At 37.6% G+C, this 18426-nt stretch carries 12 protein-coding genes; 10 read left to right on the top strand and 2 right to left on the bottom strand.

Translation table 11 applies throughout. The features are described 5' to 3' along the window. Window positions 1-129 precede the first annotated feature (129 nt). From HYB91_RS05060 to HYB91_RS05080, 5 genes are all read left to right on the top strand, one after another. Window positions 130-4542 carry a leucine-rich repeat domain-containing protein gene (locus tag HYB91_RS05060; protein WP_002678412.1) on the top strand — a complete coding sequence of 1471 codons (4413 nt, stop codon included), beginning with the start codon at window positions 130-132 and terminating at the stop codon, window positions 4540-4542. A gap of 75 nt (window positions 4543-4617) precedes the next feature. After that, window positions 4618-6420 (top strand): alanine--tRNA ligase, encoded by a 1803-nt coding sequence (locus HYB91_RS05065; RefSeq protein WP_002678410.1) that lies wholly within the window; start codon window positions 4618-4620, stop codon window positions 6418-6420. Window positions 6421-6519: 99 nt separating this feature from the next. Continuing rightward, window positions 6520-7596 carry an MOSP complex formation periplasmic protein, TDE1658 family gene (locus HYB91_RS05070; protein WP_002678408.1) on the top strand — a complete coding sequence of 359 codons (1077 nt, stop codon included), beginning with the start codon at window positions 6520-6522 and terminating at the stop codon, window positions 7594-7596. Window positions 7597-7610: 14 nt separating this feature from the next. Then, entirely contained in the window at window positions 7611-8021 is a 411-nt protein-coding gene (gene nusB, locus HYB91_RS05075) for a transcription antitermination factor NusB (protein ID WP_002671009.1), read from the top strand. Between the two features lie 9 nt (window positions 8022-8030). Beyond that, window positions 8031-9692: a tetratricopeptide repeat protein gene (locus HYB91_RS05080; protein WP_002678406.1), complete on the top strand. Its 1662-nt coding sequence runs from the start codon at window positions 8031-8033 to the stop codon at window positions 9690-9692. Window positions 9693-9712: 20 nt separating this feature from the next. On the opposite strand, the gene HYB91_RS05085 is transcribed toward HYB91_RS05080, so the two are convergent. Both HYB91_RS05085 and HYB91_RS05090 read right to left on the bottom strand, forming a co-directional pair. Further along, entirely contained in the window at window positions 9713-10243 is a 531-nt protein-coding gene (locus HYB91_RS05085) for a putative signal transducing protein (RefSeq protein ID WP_002678403.1), read from the bottom strand. Window positions 10244-10291: 48 nt separating this feature from the next. Beyond that, the gene (locus tag HYB91_RS05090; RefSeq protein WP_002678401.1) at window positions 10292-12829 is read right to left on the bottom strand and encodes a helicase-related protein; all 2538 of its coding nucleotides are present in this window, start codon (window positions 12827-12829) and stop codon (window positions 10292-10294) included. Between the two features lie 124 nt (window positions 12830-12953). On the opposite strand from HYB91_RS05090, the gene HYB91_RS05095 reads away from it, so the two are divergent. The 5 genes from HYB91_RS05095 to HYB91_RS05115 all read left to right on the top strand — a co-directional run bounded on the left by HYB91_RS05095 (window position 12954) and on the right by HYB91_RS05115 (window position 18382). Beyond that, window positions 12954-14660, top strand: coding sequence for an ABC transporter ATP-binding protein (locus tag HYB91_RS05095; RefSeq protein WP_002678396.1), 1707 nt, complete (start codon window positions 12954-12956; stop codon window positions 14658-14660). Beyond that, window positions 14647-16314: an ATP-binding cassette domain-containing protein gene (locus tag HYB91_RS05100; protein WP_002678395.1), complete on the top strand. Its 1668-nt coding sequence runs from the start codon at window positions 14647-14649 to the stop codon at window positions 16312-16314. Before HYB91_RS05095 ends, HYB91_RS05100 begins: the two co-directional genes overlap by 14 nt. Window positions 16315-16439: 125 nt before the next feature. Further along, entirely contained in the window at window positions 16440-17051 is a 612-nt protein-coding gene (locus HYB91_RS05105) for a biotin transporter BioY (protein ID WP_002678393.1), read from the top strand. Between the two features lie 3 nt (window positions 17052-17054). Beyond that, complete coding sequence (locus HYB91_RS05110) at window positions 17055-17795, top strand: ABC transporter ATP-binding protein (protein WP_002678391.1); 741 nt, start codon at window positions 17055-17057, stop codon at window positions 17793-17795. Then, window positions 17795-18382, top strand: a complete 588-nt coding sequence (locus HYB91_RS05115; RefSeq protein WP_002678388.1) for a CbiQ family ECF transporter T component — start codon at window positions 17795-17797, stop codon at window positions 18380-18382. Before HYB91_RS05110 ends, HYB91_RS05115 begins: the two co-directional genes overlap by 1 nt. Window positions 18383-18426: the final 44 nt, after the last annotated feature.

Here is an 18426-nt window from a genome sequence, read left to right on the forward strand (position 1 = left end):
TAGATAAAAATATACAACAAGCATTGAATTATAGGAGGAATTAAAAAAGTAATTTCTGTGGTGGATAATTGACAAAAAATAGATGAATGGCCTATACTGCATTATAGAATAAAAAAGGATGGAGCATGTATGAAGAAGTTTTTTACTTTAGGTGTTGTTAGAACTGTGATTTTTGCTGTTTTGTTGAGCAGTTTTTATATGAGCTGTAAGCAACCGGTAACAGTTATTAAAGAGCCGTATGAGGTAAATACCAATGCAAATCGGATTAAAATACTGGTAATTGGTGAGCATTTAACAAAAGAAAAAGTTTCGTTTTGGGTTGAAAAAGGAGCTGTAGGTTCTGAGGTAAAAAAAGAAGCTGAAAAACTGATTACTTTTACTTCCGGCTATGAACTTGCTTCATGGAAATTGAATCAACAAAACGGTGCGGATATAAGCGATAAGGAAAAATTTACCGACGATTCAGTTCTCTTTGCGGTTGCAAAAAAAATAGACGAGCCGCAAAATACCAATATTAAGATTACTATCAAGCAGGTTGAACATACAACCGTATCGGAGCCGGAGTTTACCGTTGGGTCAAGATCATCTTGGCTCAGCATCAAAGAAAGAGCAATCAAGCGGCTTAATGTTGAAACAGGGTATGAGCTTATCGGTTGGAAACTTCGCACACAGGACAGTGTTTTTATCAATGATTCATACACCTTTGAAAGCAATACGGATATTTTTCCGGTTGTTAGACAGCAAGGCTTACCGCAACTGAAAAAGTTTACTTTGAGTATATTCGGCGATAGCAATATAACAGTAAAGCGGCAAACGCTGACGATTGAAGAAGGCACAAAGTGGTCTGAGGTTAAACAGGCTGCATCTGATAGTATAGAATGTGCTGAGGGATATGAATGTATAGCTTGGAGAATCGACAATCAAAGCGGTGAGGTTTTAACCGACAACTATGAGTTTACGGCAAACACAAAACTGTTTGCTGAAGAGAAAAAAATTCCTGTTCCTCCGGCCGAAATGATTACCATAACCGTTCAAGGTGATGTCGGCATCGAAGTAAAAAAAGATAGTATAGAGGTAAAAAAGAATTCCGTCTGGGCCGGTATAAAAACCGCTGTTGCATCGTGTGCGGTATGTAAACAATATTACGAATTTGTGCAATGGAAACTGACCGGTGCGGCCGGAACTGAAATAACAAACGAAACCTCATTCACGGAAGATGTAACTGTTTTTGCCGTGTCCAAGCGAAAAACTGTCACCGTCAGTATTGCAGGAAATGACAAAGTTACGGTAAACACATCAAGCCTTACTGTTGACTGTGGGTCGCTGTGGTCTGAAGTAAAATCTAGCATTGAAGCTTGCATAAACGTTGAAAACAATTTGAGTATCAGCTGGCTGCTTGGTGATGAAAATGGTACAAGTATAACGGATAACTATTGTTTTGACTCTGATAGTGCCGTCTTTGTTAAAGCATTTGACACAGGAATTTTTAGGCTGGATAACTATGGGGCAATTACCGGATACACTTGTCAACCTGAAAATTTACCTTCACATCTTGTTATACCCGATCAAATAGGCGGAAAAACCATTACAACAATAAACCAGAATGTATTTATCAACTGTAATGCAATAAAAAGCGTTTCTTTCCCAAAGACTCTCATTAACGTACAACCATATGCTTTTAGAAATTGTAGGGAACTTCAAGCAGTTGAATTTGCAGATGGGGGAACACAATGCTACAGTACTATTTTTGATCAATGCAAAAAATTATCAAAAATTACAATCTTGGGCGGTGTGGTAAAGAGTAACTTCTACTATGCTTTTTCAAGCTCTAGTCAGCTGCATATTTCTGAAATTGTATTATGTGAAGGTGTTACAAAAATCGAAGGTTATGCATTTAATAACTTTTCAGATATAACTAAAATTAGCATACCGGCTACTGTTACTGATATCGATACAAATGCTTTTGCAAATTGTACAAGCCTTAAGACGGTAGAATTTAAAAAAGGTTCCGTCACTATAGACAATAATGCATTTTACAACTGTGACCAAATTACGGAGTTGCGTATATTGAGCGGCGATATAACATTTACATGTTCAGCTAAACTTGGAAACAAAATTTCGCAGCTATACTTAGGTGAAGAAGTTACTTCAATATGTTCTAATGCCTTTTCCGGCTGTACACAACTTACGGGTTTGGATATTTCACACTGTAAAAAACTGACGTCAATACATGCTTCTGCTTTTAGTAATTGTACAAGTTTGGAAGTCCTTAAATTACCGGCTTCGCTTGAATTTATCGATAATTCTGCGTTTTCCTCTTGCAGTGGTATTGCCGAGTTGAATATAACCCATTGTGAAAACTTGAAAAGCATAAATTCGTCAAGCTTTGCAAATTGTTCAAACTTAAAAACGGTTCAGTTACCTAAGTCAATAGAAACTATTGGAAATAGTGCCTTTTTAGGTTGTTATCAGATAGAACAAGTAGATTTATCACCATATTCAAAACTTACCAAAATTGAAGACAGAGTGTTCTCCGGATGTTCAGCACTGCGAAGCATTACCCTTCCTGATAGTCTTGAGCGAATCGGAAACGCTGCATTTAATGACTGTTATGCTCTGACGGCTGTGCAGTTGCCGAATAACCTTTTAGAAATAGGTAAGAGTGCTTTTTATAATTGTTCGGCAATTACCGGCATTACTTTCGGTCAAAAATTGAGAACAATACAAGATAATGCATTTGAAAAATGCCGCGGTATAAGAGGTGCACTTAACATGCTGGCATGTACAAATCTTACCGAAATTGGAGGTTCAGCCTTTTTAGACTGTTCGGCGGTTACGGAAATCAAACTGCCCGCTTCGTTGCAAACGCTCAAGGATAAGAGTTTTGCAAACTGCATAGCTTTAAAGAAAGTTGTTCTTGGAAACGGTGCAATCACCCATACAACTGGTACTAGCGGTTCTTTTCTTAAGTGCAAAAGTATTAAGGAGCTGACAATTCTTTCAGGCAAAGTAACTTTTAAGGTAAAAGATATGCTTGCCGATTCATATAAAACGATGTCCTCGGTTGTTTTCGGGGAGGATGTTACCGAAATTGGTTCTACAGCTTTTAGTGAATGTCTCGGTATAAAAGGCGTTTTGGATTTGTCGCAATGCGATAAATTAACATCAATAGGTTATTTGGCATTTTACGGCTGCTCAAAACTACTTGGAGTCCGGTTACCGAAAAATCTTACCAAAATCGACAGTTCCGCCTTTTCCGGTTGTAGCGGTTTATCAGGTGTTTTGGATATGTCCGCTTGTAACAAGTTAGTGTCGCTCGGCTCTTCCGCCTTTTACGACTGCTCTAATATAAGCGGCATTAAATTCCCCAAAAACATTAAAACTATCGGGTCATCTTGTTTTGCAAATTGTTACAATATAGCAGGCACTGTTGATATGTCAGGCTGTACGGAATTGCAAAAAATCGAAAATTCGATATTTTCTTCCGATAAAAAAATACAAACAGTAAAGCTCCCCCCGAATATTACCGAAATAGCTGACTCGGCATTTTTAAAATGTTCCGGTTTGACGGAAATTAAACTTCCGGAAAGTCTTACAAAAATTGGGAATAAAGCATTTGGAGAATGTACTGCCTTAGCTTCAGTCGAATTTGGAAAGGGCGATATTTTAATAGCAACCGGAAACGATGCGTCGTTTTATAATGACAGAGATATAACTAAATTATCTGTTTTAAAAGGCAATATAAATTTTAAGTGTTCAGATGTCTTCCCTCATTCGTATCAAAAAATTAAAACGCTTATTTTAGGTGAAGGTGTTACAGGAATCGGGGCTTCTGCGTTTTCGGGTTGTATCGGCATTGAAGGCACTTTAAATTTAGGCAACTGTAGGGAATTGACCGCTATCGGTAATCAAGCCTTTAATTCATGCTATGGAATAACCGGCGTGCAATTCCCTGCAAGCTTACAAACACTCGGAGAGTTGGCATTTAACGGTTGTAATGGCATAAATACAATTATAGATTTATCTCAGTGTACTTCAATGCAATCTATCGGAAAATCCGCATTTTATAACTGTACAAAAATTACCGGAGTAAAATTCCCGCAAAGCCTTACATCAATCGGAAGTTATGCCTTTTATCAGTGTGTTGCACTTGAAGGTATGGTAGATTTATCCTCATGTTTAGACCTTAAAATTATTGATGAAAAACTGTTTCAAGGGTGCGGTTTAATAAGCGGTCTGAAGTTGCCTAAAACTATCAGTGAAATTAAATCATCTGCGTTTGAAAACTGTAAAAAAATTGATGCAGTTGATCTATCAGCATGTGCCGACTTAACTACTATCGGGGTGCAGGCATTTAAATCTTGTACGGAAGCTGTCATAACCTTGCATGTTAAGGTGAGTTCAGTTGGTACAGCCGCTTTTGGGAATTCAAATGATTCATACTGTAAAAAAGTACGTATTCCCAGAGGGGCTGACGGTGATAATTTGAAGTATAGGGTAAAAAGTTCCGGGTATACTGAAGCAAGAATTGAGAGGTATTAAGGCATTTATGTGGATGATAATAAGCCAATGCAGGGTAATTGACAATTTCTTTTTTATTCCTTAAAATGCTTCCCTATGAATAAAAATATTACGATTGATGAACTGCGTTCAAAATATATAGACTTTTTTAAAAGCAAGGGGCATGTGGAAATTTCGGGGAGGTCTCTTATCCCTGAAAATGACCCCACGGTCTTATTTACAACGGCCGGTATGCACCCGCTGGTCCCTTATTTAATGGGGGAGCCTCATCCTGCCGGAACCCGTTTAACCGATGTGCAAAAATGTGTGCGCACGGGCGATATAGATGATGTAGGAGACGCTTCTCACCTGACCTTTTTTGAAATGCTTGGAAACTGGTCTTTGGGAGATTATTTTAAAAAAGAATCAATCGCCTATAGCTTTGAATTTTTAACGGACGAAAAATATTTAGGAATTCCTATAGATAAACTTTCCTTTACGGTCTTTGAAGGAAATGAAGACGCTCCCCGTGATGAAGAATCGGCTTCTATTTGGGAAAGTCTGGGTGTCTCTAAAGATAGAATTTTCTTTTTACCCAAAGAAGATAACTGGTGGGGCCCTGCCGGAGAAACAGGCCCTTGCGGTCCCGACACTGAAATTTTTATAGATACGGGAAAACCTGCCTGCGGTTCAAATTGCCGCCCCGGCTGTAACTGCGGTAAATATGTAGAAATATGGAACAATGTTTTTATGCAATATCATAAAAACATTGACGGATCATATTCTCCCTTAAAAAGAAAATGCGTAGATACGGGAATGGGGGTTGAACGAACAGTCGCCATGCTTCAAGGAAAGCCTTCCGTTTATAATACCGAGGCCTTTACTTCAATTATTAAATCTATCGAAGACATAAGCGGCGTAAAATACGGCGATAACGAAAAAACCGATACCTCTATCAGAATTATAGCCGACCATGTCCGAACAGCCTGCTTTATTTTGGGAGACCCCAAAACTACGCTTCCGTCAAATATCGGGGCGGGCTATGTTTTAAGAAGGCTTATCAGAAGGGCTGTAAGACACGGCAAAAAACTCGGCATAGACGGCAACTTTTTATCCGTTCCGGCTTCTGCCGTTATCGCTCAAAATGCCGGCTTTTATACCGAACTAAAGGAAAATGAAACCTTAATTTTAACGGAACTTAAGGCCGAAGAAGACAAATTCCTTGAAACCTTAAAAAAAGGCGAGGCAGAATTCGAAAAAATGCTTCCGAACCTTTTAAAAAATCCTAAAAAGATTATTCCGGGAAGAATGGCATTTAAACTCTATGATACCTACGGCTTTCCTATCGAATTAACGGAAGAACTTGCCTCTGAATCGGGCTTAACCGTAAACAGGGAAGAATTTGATGAGGCTTTTAAAAAGCATCAGGAGCTATCCAGAGCCGGAAGCGAACAGGTATTTAAGGGCGGTCTTGCCGACCATTCGGAGCAGACAACGGCCTATCATACGGCAACCCATCTTTTGCACAAGGCTTTAAGAATGGTTTTAGGCGATCATGTTCAGCAAAAAGGCTCGAATATAACGGCTGAAAGGCTCCGCTTCGACTTTTCTCATCCCGAGCCCATGACGGAGGCCGAAAAAAAAGAGGTTGAAAGGCTTGTAAATGAGGCTATAAAGGCCGATTTGCCCGTAACTATGGAAGTTATGCCTTTAGAAGAAGCAAAAAAAATAGGAGCGATGGCTCTTTTCGGCGAAAAATATGAAGATGTTGTTAAGGTATATAAAATAGGAGACTTTTCTACCGAGGTTTGCGGAGGCCCCCACGTTGAAAGAACAGGTTCTTTAGGCCGTTTTTGCATTAAAAAAGAACAGTCTTCTTCCTCAGGGGTCAGGCGAATAAGAGCTGTACTTGAACATTAAATGTAACTTATTGCCGTTCAATTTTGTTAATAGGGCGAAGGTCGGCTTTGCCTTCTTTAAAATATATCATCCCCATATGGGATAATAGATGAGGATAAAATGAAAAAGAACATTTTTATTGCAGTTATGTTAGTCGGTTTTTTGGGCCTTTTGTTTGCCCAAAATGATTTACAGGTTATTGCACAGGTAAATCTGTCAAAAAAGGAACCTATAACTCTTGGTCAGCTTAAAAAGCTTGTAAAATTTGCCGAATCTCAGGGCGGAAATATAGCTACAAATGATGATAAAAAGCTTGTTTTGGAAAGTTTAATGCGAACCAAGCTTTTGGTTCAAGCTGCCGAAAAAGAAAATATCAAGATTTCCAATTCCCAAGTTGATAACGCTTTTAACGATGTGCTTTCTCAATATGTAAAATATCCAATAACAGAGAGCGAGTTTGCTAAATTGATAAAACAAAAAGAAAACATATCGCTTGACGAGTTTATGAAAAAACAAACAGGTTGTACTGTTGAAGAACTCAAAAAGATTATCAAAGATAATCTTATAATTCAAAACTATATAGCTTCAAAACATCAAGCAGAAATTGTAAAAATGGCAACACCTACAGACGCTCAGATACGTTCATACTATGAAATGAAAAAAGGTGAGTTGGTTCGTCCCGATATGGTCAAAATGCTTTTTGTCGCAGTAAAAAAAGAAGGTAAAGACAAGGAAGAAATAGATAAAATTAATGAATTGCACAAAAAGGTTAAGAAGAATATAAAAGAGATTGCAAACATCAAGAAAAATGCAGAAGCCGGTAATTACGTTGCCCAAGAAGGTTATATACCTAAAACGGCAGAGGGTGCTCAGTTGTTAAATGCTACTCCTGAAGCCTTAATGGAAATTTTCTCAAAAGATGTAAACTATATATTCGATATACAGGATAGGGTAGACAGCAGACAGTTTTTTGTTATAACGGAAAAGCTTAATGCCAAAATTTTAACTTTAAGTGATGTCCCTGATCCCTCATCTACAGTTACGCTTTATGATCAGATAAAAGCCCTTCTTTCTCAGGGACTTGCACTAAATGCTATTCAATCTATCATTCAAACTACATATGAAGGTTTACGCACCGATGATAATTGCAAGATATTAAAAAGCGATGCTGAACTTGATAAACTTCTTAAGTGGTAATCGATAGATTTTAAATGAGTGTAGGAAGACGCAGAGGACGGATTCTCGCTTTCCAAGCCCTTGTTGCTTGGGATGTTGGAGGAGCCGTCCTTGACGATTTATTGAATTTCTCTTGGCAAAATGAAGACTCTATAAAGGATCCCAATAGTTATCTCTTTCCTAAAATGATGGTCTTGGGTACAATCGAAAATATAACCGAAATAGATAAGGTAATTCAGGAAAATCTGGATAACTGGGTTATAGATCGGCTTAATTCTGTAGATAAGGCGATTTTAAGATTGAGTGTCTATTCTCTTATATATCAAAAAGATACCCCTCCGCCCATTGTAATAGATGAGGCTATAAATTTGGCCAAAGATTTCGGTACCGATGATTCCTATAAATTTGTAAATGCGGTACTTGACAGTATTAAAAATAAGTCTTAAAATTTAAAAATGCAGCGGCTAAAGACAGTTTTTATTCTTTTTATAGCTTTTTTATTTTTTTCTTGTTCGGGCAAAACTAATGAACAAGCTTTTTTTAAAGAACTTTCCAAGATTGATCTTCAAATAGCGGAAGGTTATCAGGCTAAGGCTTTGAAGAGTTTAAAACGTCTTCAAAAAAAGGCCGTAAATTCTACAAATTATGTAAGTATTGTCAAAAGGCAATTAAAACTTAATTCTATTCCTGATGCCTTAATTTCTCTTCAAACAGGTATAAAGAAGTATCCTGATTCGCCGGAGCTTTCTGCCTTATTAACTTCAATTCTTATTGATTCAGGAAAGCCGGCTGAAGCCCTGCCTTATTGTGAAAAATTAAAAGATACGCCTTATGCTTCATTGGGTGCCGAAGCCTCTATTTTATCCGATATCGCCTTTAATTCCTTTAATTCGGATTTTAGTCTTTTAAAAGCAGCTTACGATAAAACTGAAAATCAAGTTTTTTTAAAGAATGCCGCTATTGTCTTGGCAGCCAAGGGACAGTTAAGGGAGGCTTCTTATTTACGCTATAATATTCCGAATGATGTTGCTCCTGAGCATCCTTTTTTTTGGAGCTGTATTGTTTACGACTTAGGTGTTTTCGATTCTATTTTCGGCGATTTATATTTTTCTCTTGTTTATGCGGATAAAGACGGAGGCGAAGGTAAAACGGCTGAAAATGCACGGCTTCATCTTATGCTTGCTGCCGATGCAGCCTACGGGCAAGGAGATACGGAGAGGGCTAGGGCCTTTTGGCAGGCTGCGGCCGATAGAAGTCCCGAAGCTTCTCCCATAGTATTTTATGATTTGGCCCTTACGGCCCCTGACGAAAAAGAACGTGTAGATCTTTTAATAGAATGTATAGATTTATATCCCGGCTTTTATCCCGTTATAGCCCGCTATGTCCGTGAAGATATTGCTTTACGCGAATTAAATTCGCAAGATGAGCTTAGTGCCTATCTTGAATCTAAGGGCTTTTATTCAATGAAGATGGAAGAAACTTATTTTACCTCTCCCAAGATGACATATAAGCCTGAAGACCTTTTAGAAAGGGCCATGAAGACTCCTGATTTTGACCAAAGATTTATTTTAGAAGAATTTAGATACAATCAAATAACGGATAAAACTCATGCTGCCAAAGCAAGGGGCAAGGCCGATATGTGGAAGATTCTTGAAAAATACGGCAAGGAGCCCATTATCAGAGAATATGCAAAATGGTACTTTGCTCAATCAGGAGATTTTAATGCTTGCCTTAGCGTTAGTGAAATAGGAAAACGATATGAAGATTCTTTTTATGCAGGGATAAATTCGGCTTTGAGCGGAGACTTTGAAAATGCCGTATCTTCTTTTGCTGCTTCTGCACAACTTCCTGCCTATGCTTATGCTTCTACGGTAAATTCCGCCTATATGTATTATATGTCCGGCAAAACCGAAGAGGCTGTAAATGCCTACAGCCTTGCCGTATCAATGACACAGGATAAAAAAAGACAAAGTATGCTTCACTATGAAATTGCCTCAATCTTTTATGAAAGAAAGGCCTATGATAGGGCTATGAGCGTCTTAGGCTATGCTTTGGAATTAAATCCGAAAAACTATCAGGCAGCCTCCCTCTTAAAAAAATTAAAAGAGTTTAATTAATCGTTTTCGAGTTAAAAGGATTAATCTTCTTCCTCAAGTTTAAAAACCACTATACCTGAGGTTTCATGTTTTTCCGGTATAAAACTTGATGCAAATAAAACGGTAATTACAGCTCCCATTTTATCCGCCATTCCTGAAACCTTTCCGGATAAACGCTTGTTTTCTGCATATTCTTTTACGATTTTAAATGCATCATCATAATCTTCACGAAGAATATAAAAGTCGGTATGGTTAAAGCCGGTAACACCGTATCCTACAAGAACCGAAGCTACATGTTCATTTTCAACACGGTATGGAATATGTTCACTTTGAAATAATGATTTTATCATCATCAAGTCTTCTTGATAGAACAAGTGCATAAATTTGACGGCCTTTTTTCCCGATTGGACAGCTTCAAAAAAAGCATCTTCCATTTCAACTACATCATCTAAGGCTTCATCTTCTGCAGCAGTTCCGTCGTTTAATTTAACTCCTTCCGAATTTTCTTTCCACGATTTTTTTAAAAATAAAAACACAAAAATACCGCTCAAAACAGCAACTAACCACCACATAAGCACCTCCAATTAAAGCCTCTAAAAACTTCAGTTTTAGAAACTTCTTTAAATCATCTTATTCATTTTTCCGTAGATAGTGCGGACTATTATTTTTTGGTCTTCGTTAAAATTTTCTCCTGCAAGGTCAATCAGGCTTTGGAGGGATACAAGGCTTTCGTGTAAGGCCGTATGAAAACCTCTTGAAGTTTTAAACCAAAAATGTCCTGTACCGTCACAAAAGAGGGTTATAAAGCCCAGCTGCTTTGTAGTCTTTTTTGCTATTGTAGTTCTAAATAAGAGGTTTAAGGAATTTACAAGGGCTTCCAAATCTTCTTCAATAAAATAATTTTTATTTTTGTCAAAGCGCTTTTCATCTTCGGTTTTTTCTATCTGTTCAATATTAAAATTATTTACCACATTTAAAATTAAATCCATCTTTTCGCCTGAGAGGAGCTCGCTCTTATTGATTTCTATTTTTCCCCTTAAGCCCTTTAATTGCTCCAAGGCTCCGTTTTGATTTTCTTCACTGTATTTTTTGAAGACAGCCTCGGCCGTAAGTTTAAATTCTTTCCATGGAAGAATGAGATGCTTTTTGCCCTTGATTTTTTTGATAAGATAGCGAGTTCCTTCAATAAGAACGCTTTCTTCTTCCGGCTTTTTCTTTTCTTCTTTTTGTTCTGCCCTGTGTTCGTCTTTTTCTTTCTTTGCTCTTTTATCCTTTCTTTCTAAAAGGGCAGGGGCAACCTCTTCAATTATCTTTTTTGAAAGAGGAGAAACCGACATGGCATACATGCGCGAAGTTCTGACTATTTCGCCTGCAACTATAAACTGTTCTTTTTCCTTGTACATGCAGGAGCCTGGGTGGATAAAAATCTTTTCTGTTGTGAGGGAGCGGTAAGAGTCCCTTCCCTGAGCCGAGCATACAAACTGAATCATTCCCTTGGCTATAGCCGTAAGGTAGTGTTCCATTTTTCCGCCCGAAAGAATCGGAACGCCCATATCCGAAACTATGAGTTCAAGCTGTTCTTTTATGTTGGCTATTTCGGCCATTACTCTGTCATCGAGATAGTGAATTTTACAAAACCTTTCCTTATCGAGGGCTTGAGAGTACATTCTAAAAACCTTTAAGAATGAGGCAAAATCTCCGAGGGGTTCATCAAAAAGGGCGTGAGCCTTGCGGGCTTCAATTTCTTCGCCTTCGGGGAAGATGACGGGGCTCCGCGCCGATAAAAAGGCCGCGGCGATTAAAACTTCTTCTACAAGGTCGGGGTATCTTGTAATTGCTTCAACTATGATTCGGGATTGCCTTGGAGCCAAAGGGAAAAGACACATCATCTTTCCTATGCTGCTTAAAGAGCGGTCGCTTTCTAGGGCATCGAGCATGTTTAGGGTGTCTATGGCTCCTATTATGCCTTTTTTACCCGGAGGCGAAATAAAGTCGAAATTTTCAAAGTCTAGAATTCCCAGTTCCGCCATACGCATAACAACCTCGGATAGGTCGGTACGGTAGATTTCTTCGAGGGTATAAAGCTGCCTTGTTTCAAAGTCCTTGCGTGTGTAAAGGCGGTAGCATACGCCTTCCTGAGTTCTTCCGGCTCTGCCCCGTCTTTGATTACACGAGGCCTTAGATATGAGGGTTTCATCCAAACTTGAGGTAAAAGTAAACGGATTATAAAAGTTAAGTTTTGCAAGCCCCGAGTCTATAACGGCAGCAATGTCGTTTATCGTTATGGAGGTTTCCGCTATGTTTGTCGATATAACAATCTTCTTTTTTCCGAAGGGCGGGGATTTAAAAACTCTTTCTTGTTCTTCTTTGCTTAAACGGCCGTAGAGGGGGAGAATAAAAAGTTTTCTGTACCATGGTTCTTTTGACAGCCTTTCAATGCAGTCCTTGATAGCTCTTTCCCCCGGAAGAAAAACCAGAATGGCACCGCTCCGTCCTTCACTTAAAATGCGTCCTACAATCGAGGCTATCTTGTCCATCAAAGCCGTTTCCGCTTCTTGGGTATCGGTAGAAGCTTTAACCGCAGGGGGGTCAAAGATCAGGGTAACGGGGTAGGTGATGGCATCTATTTTGATTACGGGGCATCCGTCAAAGTACATCGAAAATAGATCTGTATTTATTGTGGCCGACGAAATTATAACCTTAAAATCTTTTCGTTCCGTTATTATCCGTTTTAAAAGTCCCAGTATAAAGTCTATATTTAAGCTCCGCTCATGAGCCTCATCGACCAAGATTACGGAATACTTACTTAGCCAAGGATCAAGTTTCAGTTCCTGTAAAAGGATTCCGTCGGTCATTATTTTTATTTTCGTATCGCTTGAAGTCTTATCTTCAAACCTCATCTTATATCCGACAAGGCCGGGCATAGGCTCTTTAAGCTGTTTTGAAATAAATTCGCTCACCGAAAGGGCTGCAATACGCCTCGGCTGGGTAACGCCTATCATACCTGAACGGCTGTAGCCTGCTTCATGTAAAATAACCGGCAGCTGGGTAGTCTTGCCTGAACCCGTAGGGCTTTCTACAACGATTACCTGATTGTGCTCAAGCATTTCCAATATTCTGTCTTTTTGTTCGTATACCGGTAGATTTTTATATTTCATATATTGAGCATTATAACTTATTTTGTATGAGGCTTCAAGTATGGTGGAACAGGCTTGACAACATATTTTTAATTAGGTAGACTATTTGCAAGTATGTATATTTAAAACTAATTTAAGGATATTTATGATCATGACACCACATAAATCGTTTATTTCGTACTTTAAAAAATTTTTATTTAGGCATAAAATACTTTTTGCGAGTTTATGTTTATTCTTTTTTTCTCATATTGGGCTTACTTTGTACATACCTCAGCTTTTTCAAAAGTTTATAGACGGAGTTTCAGGCGGACTTGGGACAAAAAGCATTTTAGTAATTGCTCTTTTTTACTTGGCATTTGTTTTTTTTGTAGAGATATTAAATACTTTCCGCAATTTTTTTATGCAAAAGCTTTCTTGGAGTTTAACTAAAGCACTGCGTTCCGATATGCTAAAAAATCTTTTGCAATTGGATATGACTTTTTATCATAACAATTCTGTCGGCGAATTGGTAGAATGTGTTGAAGGCGATGTGTTAATTCTTTCAAATAATATTTCTACTTTTGTACTTGATATAATTTCGAATATTATTATTCTTTTTGGAATTTTAATAATTGTTTTTTTTAATTCCGTTCTATTAGGATGTATTTTTGTTCTTTGTTCCGTTATCAGTATTATTATGATGTTGCGTCAATCTAAAAAAGATACTAGTTCTCTTGAGACTGTGCGAAAAAACATGGCAGAGGTGAATGCCCTTGTTACGGAAACTATTACAGGACGAGAAGAGCTTCACAGCTTAAACGCAAAAGATAAAATCCTTGCAAACTCAGACAGCTTACATGATACATCTTTTAAAAATGAAAAAAAATTTTATAGACTTTTTACTTTTACGATGATGTTAAGCCAAGCTATAACATTTATTGAAAAATCCTGTTTGGTTGTGATCTTGTTTTATTTACTAAAAAATGCGAAGCTAAGCCTCGGTCAAACTTTTATGTTATATAATTATTTTGTACTTTTAGAATGGCCGCTTGAAATGCTCGCTCAAAATGCAACTACCTTTCAAGGGCTTGGTGCAAGGATAAATAGGGTTTTTAAATTATATATTGAAAAGCCCCATATTTCTTTTGGGAATAAAACTCTCGATGATAAAACATATAGTGTTGAGTTTAAAGATGTTTCCTTTGCCTATGATGAGCGGGATTTGATTTTAGATAATTTAAGTTTTAAAATAAATGCCGGAGATCATTGTGCTTTACAGGGAAGGACTGGAAGCGGAAAATCGACTCTTGTAAAACTTTTATTAAAGCTTTATGAACCTCAGTCCGGCGAAATTTTATTAAACGGTGTTCCATTAAATGAGTTCAGTCAAAAATCGCTTGCCGAAAATATCGGATATGTAAGTCAGAGTATTGTTCTTTTTTATGCAAGTATTAGGGATAATATCCGCATGTTTGACGAAAGCATTTCCGATGAGCAAATAAAAGAAGCTTTAAAGAAAAGCGGAATGTATGAAAAGATTATGGCTTTACCGGGAGGCTTAGATTATATTTGTGAAGACGGAGCGGCAAATTTTTCCGGAGGAGAAACTCAGCTTTTAGCTTGTGCGAGGTTATTCTTAAAACAAAGTAAAATTATTATTTTGGACGAGTCCACTGCAAAACTTGATAATACTGAGCAGGAAAAAATTCAGCTTGCATTTAATGAGCTTATAGAAAACAAAACGGCAATTATAATTGCCCACAGAACTGAAACTTTAGAAAAAACAAATGTAAAATTTTTATTGGAGAATGGAAAATTATTTCAAGGAGAAAAAGCTAACCTCTCCGAAGGAGGAGCAAATGAAACAAATTAAACCGGAATCCTTATTATCAGTCAACTTAAAAGTTATAAAACGGCATCCGTTTTTTTTCTTGGCGGCAATGGTCTCGGCTTTTTTACTTCAGTTTACCGCCGGATTGTTTCCTGCATTTATCGAAAAGCAAATGTTTTCTCTTTTTGAAAATAAAATTGATTTGCCATTGGGTGTTTGGTTTATTATTATTTTGATGGCGACCGGATTTTTGTTTACAGCTTTTGCATATATAACTATGAATATAGGCTGGCTTTTTAGAACAAAAATAAAAAAACTTTTTGTAAACAAAATGCTTCGGGCAATCATATTACAACCGAAAGAGTTTGATACTTCGGAAGCAATCGGAGAAACCGCTTATAAGTTCCGTGAAGATATAGATCAACTTTCTTTTTTACTCACAGGATCTTTTCCGCATTTTTCTACATCTTTAGCTATTGCTATCGTAACAGTTGTGTTAATGTTTTCCGTTAATGTGACTTTTACATTTATTGCTCTTGTTTTAATTGCTTTTAATATTGGGATTATTACTTTGCTGCTTCCAAAAGTAGAACGCTGGCGTGAAAACAGCCTCAAAGCGGCCGCGGCAACTTCAGGTTTTTTAACGACTGCATTACAATCCGTCCAAGAAATAAAAACCGATTATAAAAATCAAAACTTTATAGATGCTTATTTTAATATAAATCAAAAAGCTGCAAAAGCCGCTCTTCAGGAAAATATCGGCAGCTCTTTAATTAAATCACTGTTTAGATTGGGGCATCAGCTGATTACTTCGGCAATGTTGATTTTTATTGCTTTAAACATCGAGACTATTAGTTTTTCTGTGGGCGATCTTGCGTTTTTTATCAGCTTATCTGTTTCACTTTCAAACTTTGCATCTTCTGTTTCGGATTTTTTTGTCAGCGTAAAACAAACGAAAATTTCTCTGGAGCGTGTTCAAGATATTTATACAAAAGCTGAAAACGAAGATGAACAGCTTGATATAAAAAGTCCGCAAGAATATAATATCGGGTCTATTGTTATAAAAAATCTTTGTGTGGAGTATCCCGAGAGCAATTTTAAAATAGAAAAATCGTTCGAGGTTTCCGGCGGGGAGTATTATTTTATTACAGGTGCCGTTGCTTCGGGAAAAAGTTCCGTGATAAAGTCCATGCTGGGAATTACTAAAAAAGCCGGCGGTAAAATAATCTTAAATGGAAAAATAATAGAAAAACCGGAGGCGATTTTTGTTTCGCCCCTTGCCGTTTATGTTCCGGCGACCCCGCAAATTTTTAACGCAAGCTTGCGTGAAAATCTTTTGCTCGGTGTCAGCTCTGAAACGGAAGGAAGCATTACCGAAGAGGAAATCCAAAAAGTTTTAAGAATTACCCGCTTAGACAAAGACATGGAAACCATGCCCAACGGCTTGGAAACAAAAGTCGGTAACTTAACGGGTGGCGTTTCAGGCGGACAAACCCAACGCATTGGAATTGCAAGGGCTCTTTTATGTAAGACTAAACTTGTAGTTTTAGACGATTGCTTTACTGCCGTTGATTCCGGGCTCGCAGGCGAAATTCGCAAAGACATCGCCGCTCTCGATGATTTAACGGTAATCGAAATAAGCAATCGCTGCCCAAATCTTGAAATGATTCCGAGAATAAAACAGCTTGAGTTTTAGACGGGCAAAATATTTTAAACCGAATCGCTTAGATTTAACCTGAGGTAATGCGAGGGCTTGACATAGGTCTCTTAAATTGTTACCCTGTTTTATTATTATGGTTATCAATTTGATTTGGAGAAAATATGAGCTCAAATTTTAAACTATCGATTATGCTAATTTTTGTTCCGCTTTTTGCGGCTCTTATTGCCGTAAGCGGTTTTATAGCATTTCCTCTTCCCGGAACTCCCGTTCCAATAGTGCTTCAAAACATGATGCCTATTTTGGCATCGGGGCTTTTGGGGGGGCTTTACGGGACGGCTTCAACAGTTCTTTTTTTGATTGCCGGTTTGCTCGGTCTTCCCGTTTTTTCGGGAAGCAGGGGAGGTCTTGCCCATCTTTTAGGGCCGACGGGAGGCTTTTTAATCGGCTATCTTGCGGCAGCAGCTTTTTTAATTATTTTTTTTAGAAAGCCCGGAGCAAAGGACCTTACCTTAGTTTCTTCAGGTAAAAATAATAGCATTAAGTTAATAAACTATTTAAAAATAATTGCAGCCTCTTTTTCAGGCTTTGCTCTTATTTATGTTTTTGGGATAGCAAGATTTATGCAGCTTACAAACAGGGGGCTTTTTGAATCATTGAGCCTTGCCTGTATTCCTTATTTGCCGGGGGATTTTATCAAGATGATATTGGTTTCCGCTTTAATTTATAAGCTGCGTCCCGTTACGGCAAGATATTTTTTAGAGGCTTCTTCTTAAACCATGAAAGAAGAAATTATAAGCTTAAAAAATATAAGTAAGACCTTTGTTCAAAGCTCTTTTGACGGAACGGTTAATTTTAAGGCCTTGGATGAAATTTCTTTGACTGTTTTTAAGGGAGAGAGCATTCTTATTTCGGGTGCAAATGGTTCGGGAAAAACTCTTCTTATGTCGATTATTGCAGGGCTTATAAGGCCATCATCGGGGCTTGTAGATGTAAAAGAAAGATGTGGCATAGTTTTTCAGGATTCAGACTTGCAGATATTGGGAGAAACACCTGAGGAAGATATTTTGTTCGGGCTAAAAAATATAAAACTTCCGCCGGAAAAAAGAAAAAAAAGATTGGATGAAGCCTTGGAAAAAACCGGCTTAAAGGATAAGCGTTATTATTCTTCCCGTTCTTTATCGGGAGGAGAAAAGAGGCGGCTTTGCGTTGCAGGAATTTTGGCGATGAAGTTTCCCGTAATCATCTTTGATGAGCCCTATGCAAATTTGGATTATGAGGGGGTAGTGCAGGTTAATTCCCTTATTAAAGAATTAAAGGCCGAAAACTATACCCTTCTTATTTTAAGCCATGAGCTTGAAAAATGTTATGCCCTCGCCGACAGGTTTTTAGTTCTCCATAGGGGTAAAAAAGTTTTTGATGGGACTGCTGAAGAGGGCTTAAGACAAAACCTAAAAGAATGGAGCATAAGACCTCCGATTACTTCATACACAAAGAGGGAGGATTTAATTTGGATATAATGCCCTTATTTTCGTACCGTAGAGGAGCGAGCTTTTTACATAGGATGTCCCCCCTTTTAAAATTGTTCTTTCTTTTCGGGTTTACAGTTCTGATTTTTTTCTTTCCTAATTATGTTTTCTTTTTTTCGGCATTTTTTATTTTTTTTGCCCGTTTTATAGGTTTTTCGTTTTTAGAGCAATTACGGGATTTAAAACCGATTCTGCCTTATTGCCTGCTTCTTGTAAGCCTCCATGTTTTTTCGGTTCTTATAAAAACGGAAAGCAGTATAAAGGATTTGGTCTTTCTTATTTTAAAACTCATCTGTCTTATGCAGATAAGCTCCCTTTTTTTTAATACCACAAGCTCTCTTCAATTGAAGGAGACATTAGAAAAAATTTTACCCTTTAAGCTTGCTGTTTTGTTTTCCCTTTTTTTGTTTTTTATTCCTCTTTTGTTTTCTATTTGGACAAAGCTGGATCACTCTTGGAAGGCAAGGGGAGGAAAAAAAAGTCTTTTAAAAATTTTTAAACTTTTTCCGATTTTTATTTCCGAAGCCCTTTACAAAGGCCAAAAACTGATGTATGCACTGCGAAACCGCTCAGAATGAACTGAAAAAAATAATTGACAAAAACTTATAATTATCTTATAATA

The organism is Treponema sp. B152 (genome assembly GCF_024181665.1).
Classification (GTDB): Bacteria; Spirochaetota; Spirochaetia; order Treponematales; family Treponemataceae; genus Treponema_B; species Treponema_B denticola.

Coding starts and splice junctions, on each gene's coding strand:
- HYB91_RS05110 (WP_002678391.1), top strand. CDS start 17,055: ATGAAAGAAGAAATTATAAGCTTAAAAAATATAAGTAAGACCTTTGTT.
- HYB91_RS05060 (WP_002678412.1), top strand. CDS start 130: ATGAAGAAGTTTTTTACTTTAGGTGTTGTTAGAACTGTGATTTTTGCT.
- HYB91_RS05085 (WP_002678403.1), bottom strand. CDS start 10,243: ATGTGGTGGTTAGTTGCTGTTTTGAGCGGTATTTTTGTGTTTTTATTT.
- HYB91_RS05080 (WP_002678406.1), top strand. CDS start 8,031: ATGCAGCGGCTAAAGACAGTTTTTATTCTTTTTATAGCTTTTTTATTT.
- HYB91_RS05070 (WP_002678408.1), top strand. CDS start 6,520: ATGAAAAAGAACATTTTTATTGCAGTTATGTTAGTCGGTTTTTTGGGC.
- HYB91_RS05095 (WP_002678396.1), top strand. CDS start 12,954: ATGATCATGACACCACATAAATCGTTTATTTCGTACTTTAAAAAATTT.
- HYB91_RS05100 (WP_002678395.1), top strand. CDS start 14,647: ATGAAACAAATTAAACCGGAATCCTTATTATCAGTCAACTTAAAAGTT.
- HYB91_RS05115 (WP_002678388.1), top strand. CDS start 17,795: ATGCCCTTATTTTCGTACCGTAGAGGAGCGAGCTTTTTACATAGGATG.
- HYB91_RS05105 (WP_002678393.1), top strand. CDS start 16,440: ATGAGCTCAAATTTTAAACTATCGATTATGCTAATTTTTGTTCCGCTT.
- HYB91_RS05065 (WP_002678410.1), top strand. CDS start 4,618: ATGAATAAAAATATTACGATTGATGAACTGCGTTCAAAATATATAGAC.
- HYB91_RS05090 (WP_002678401.1), bottom strand. CDS start 12,829: ATGAAATATAAAAATCTACCGGTATACGAACAAAAAGACAGAATATTG.
- nusB (WP_002671009.1), top strand. CDS start 7,611: ATGAGTGTAGGAAGACGCAGAGGACGGATTCTCGCTTTCCAAGCCCTT.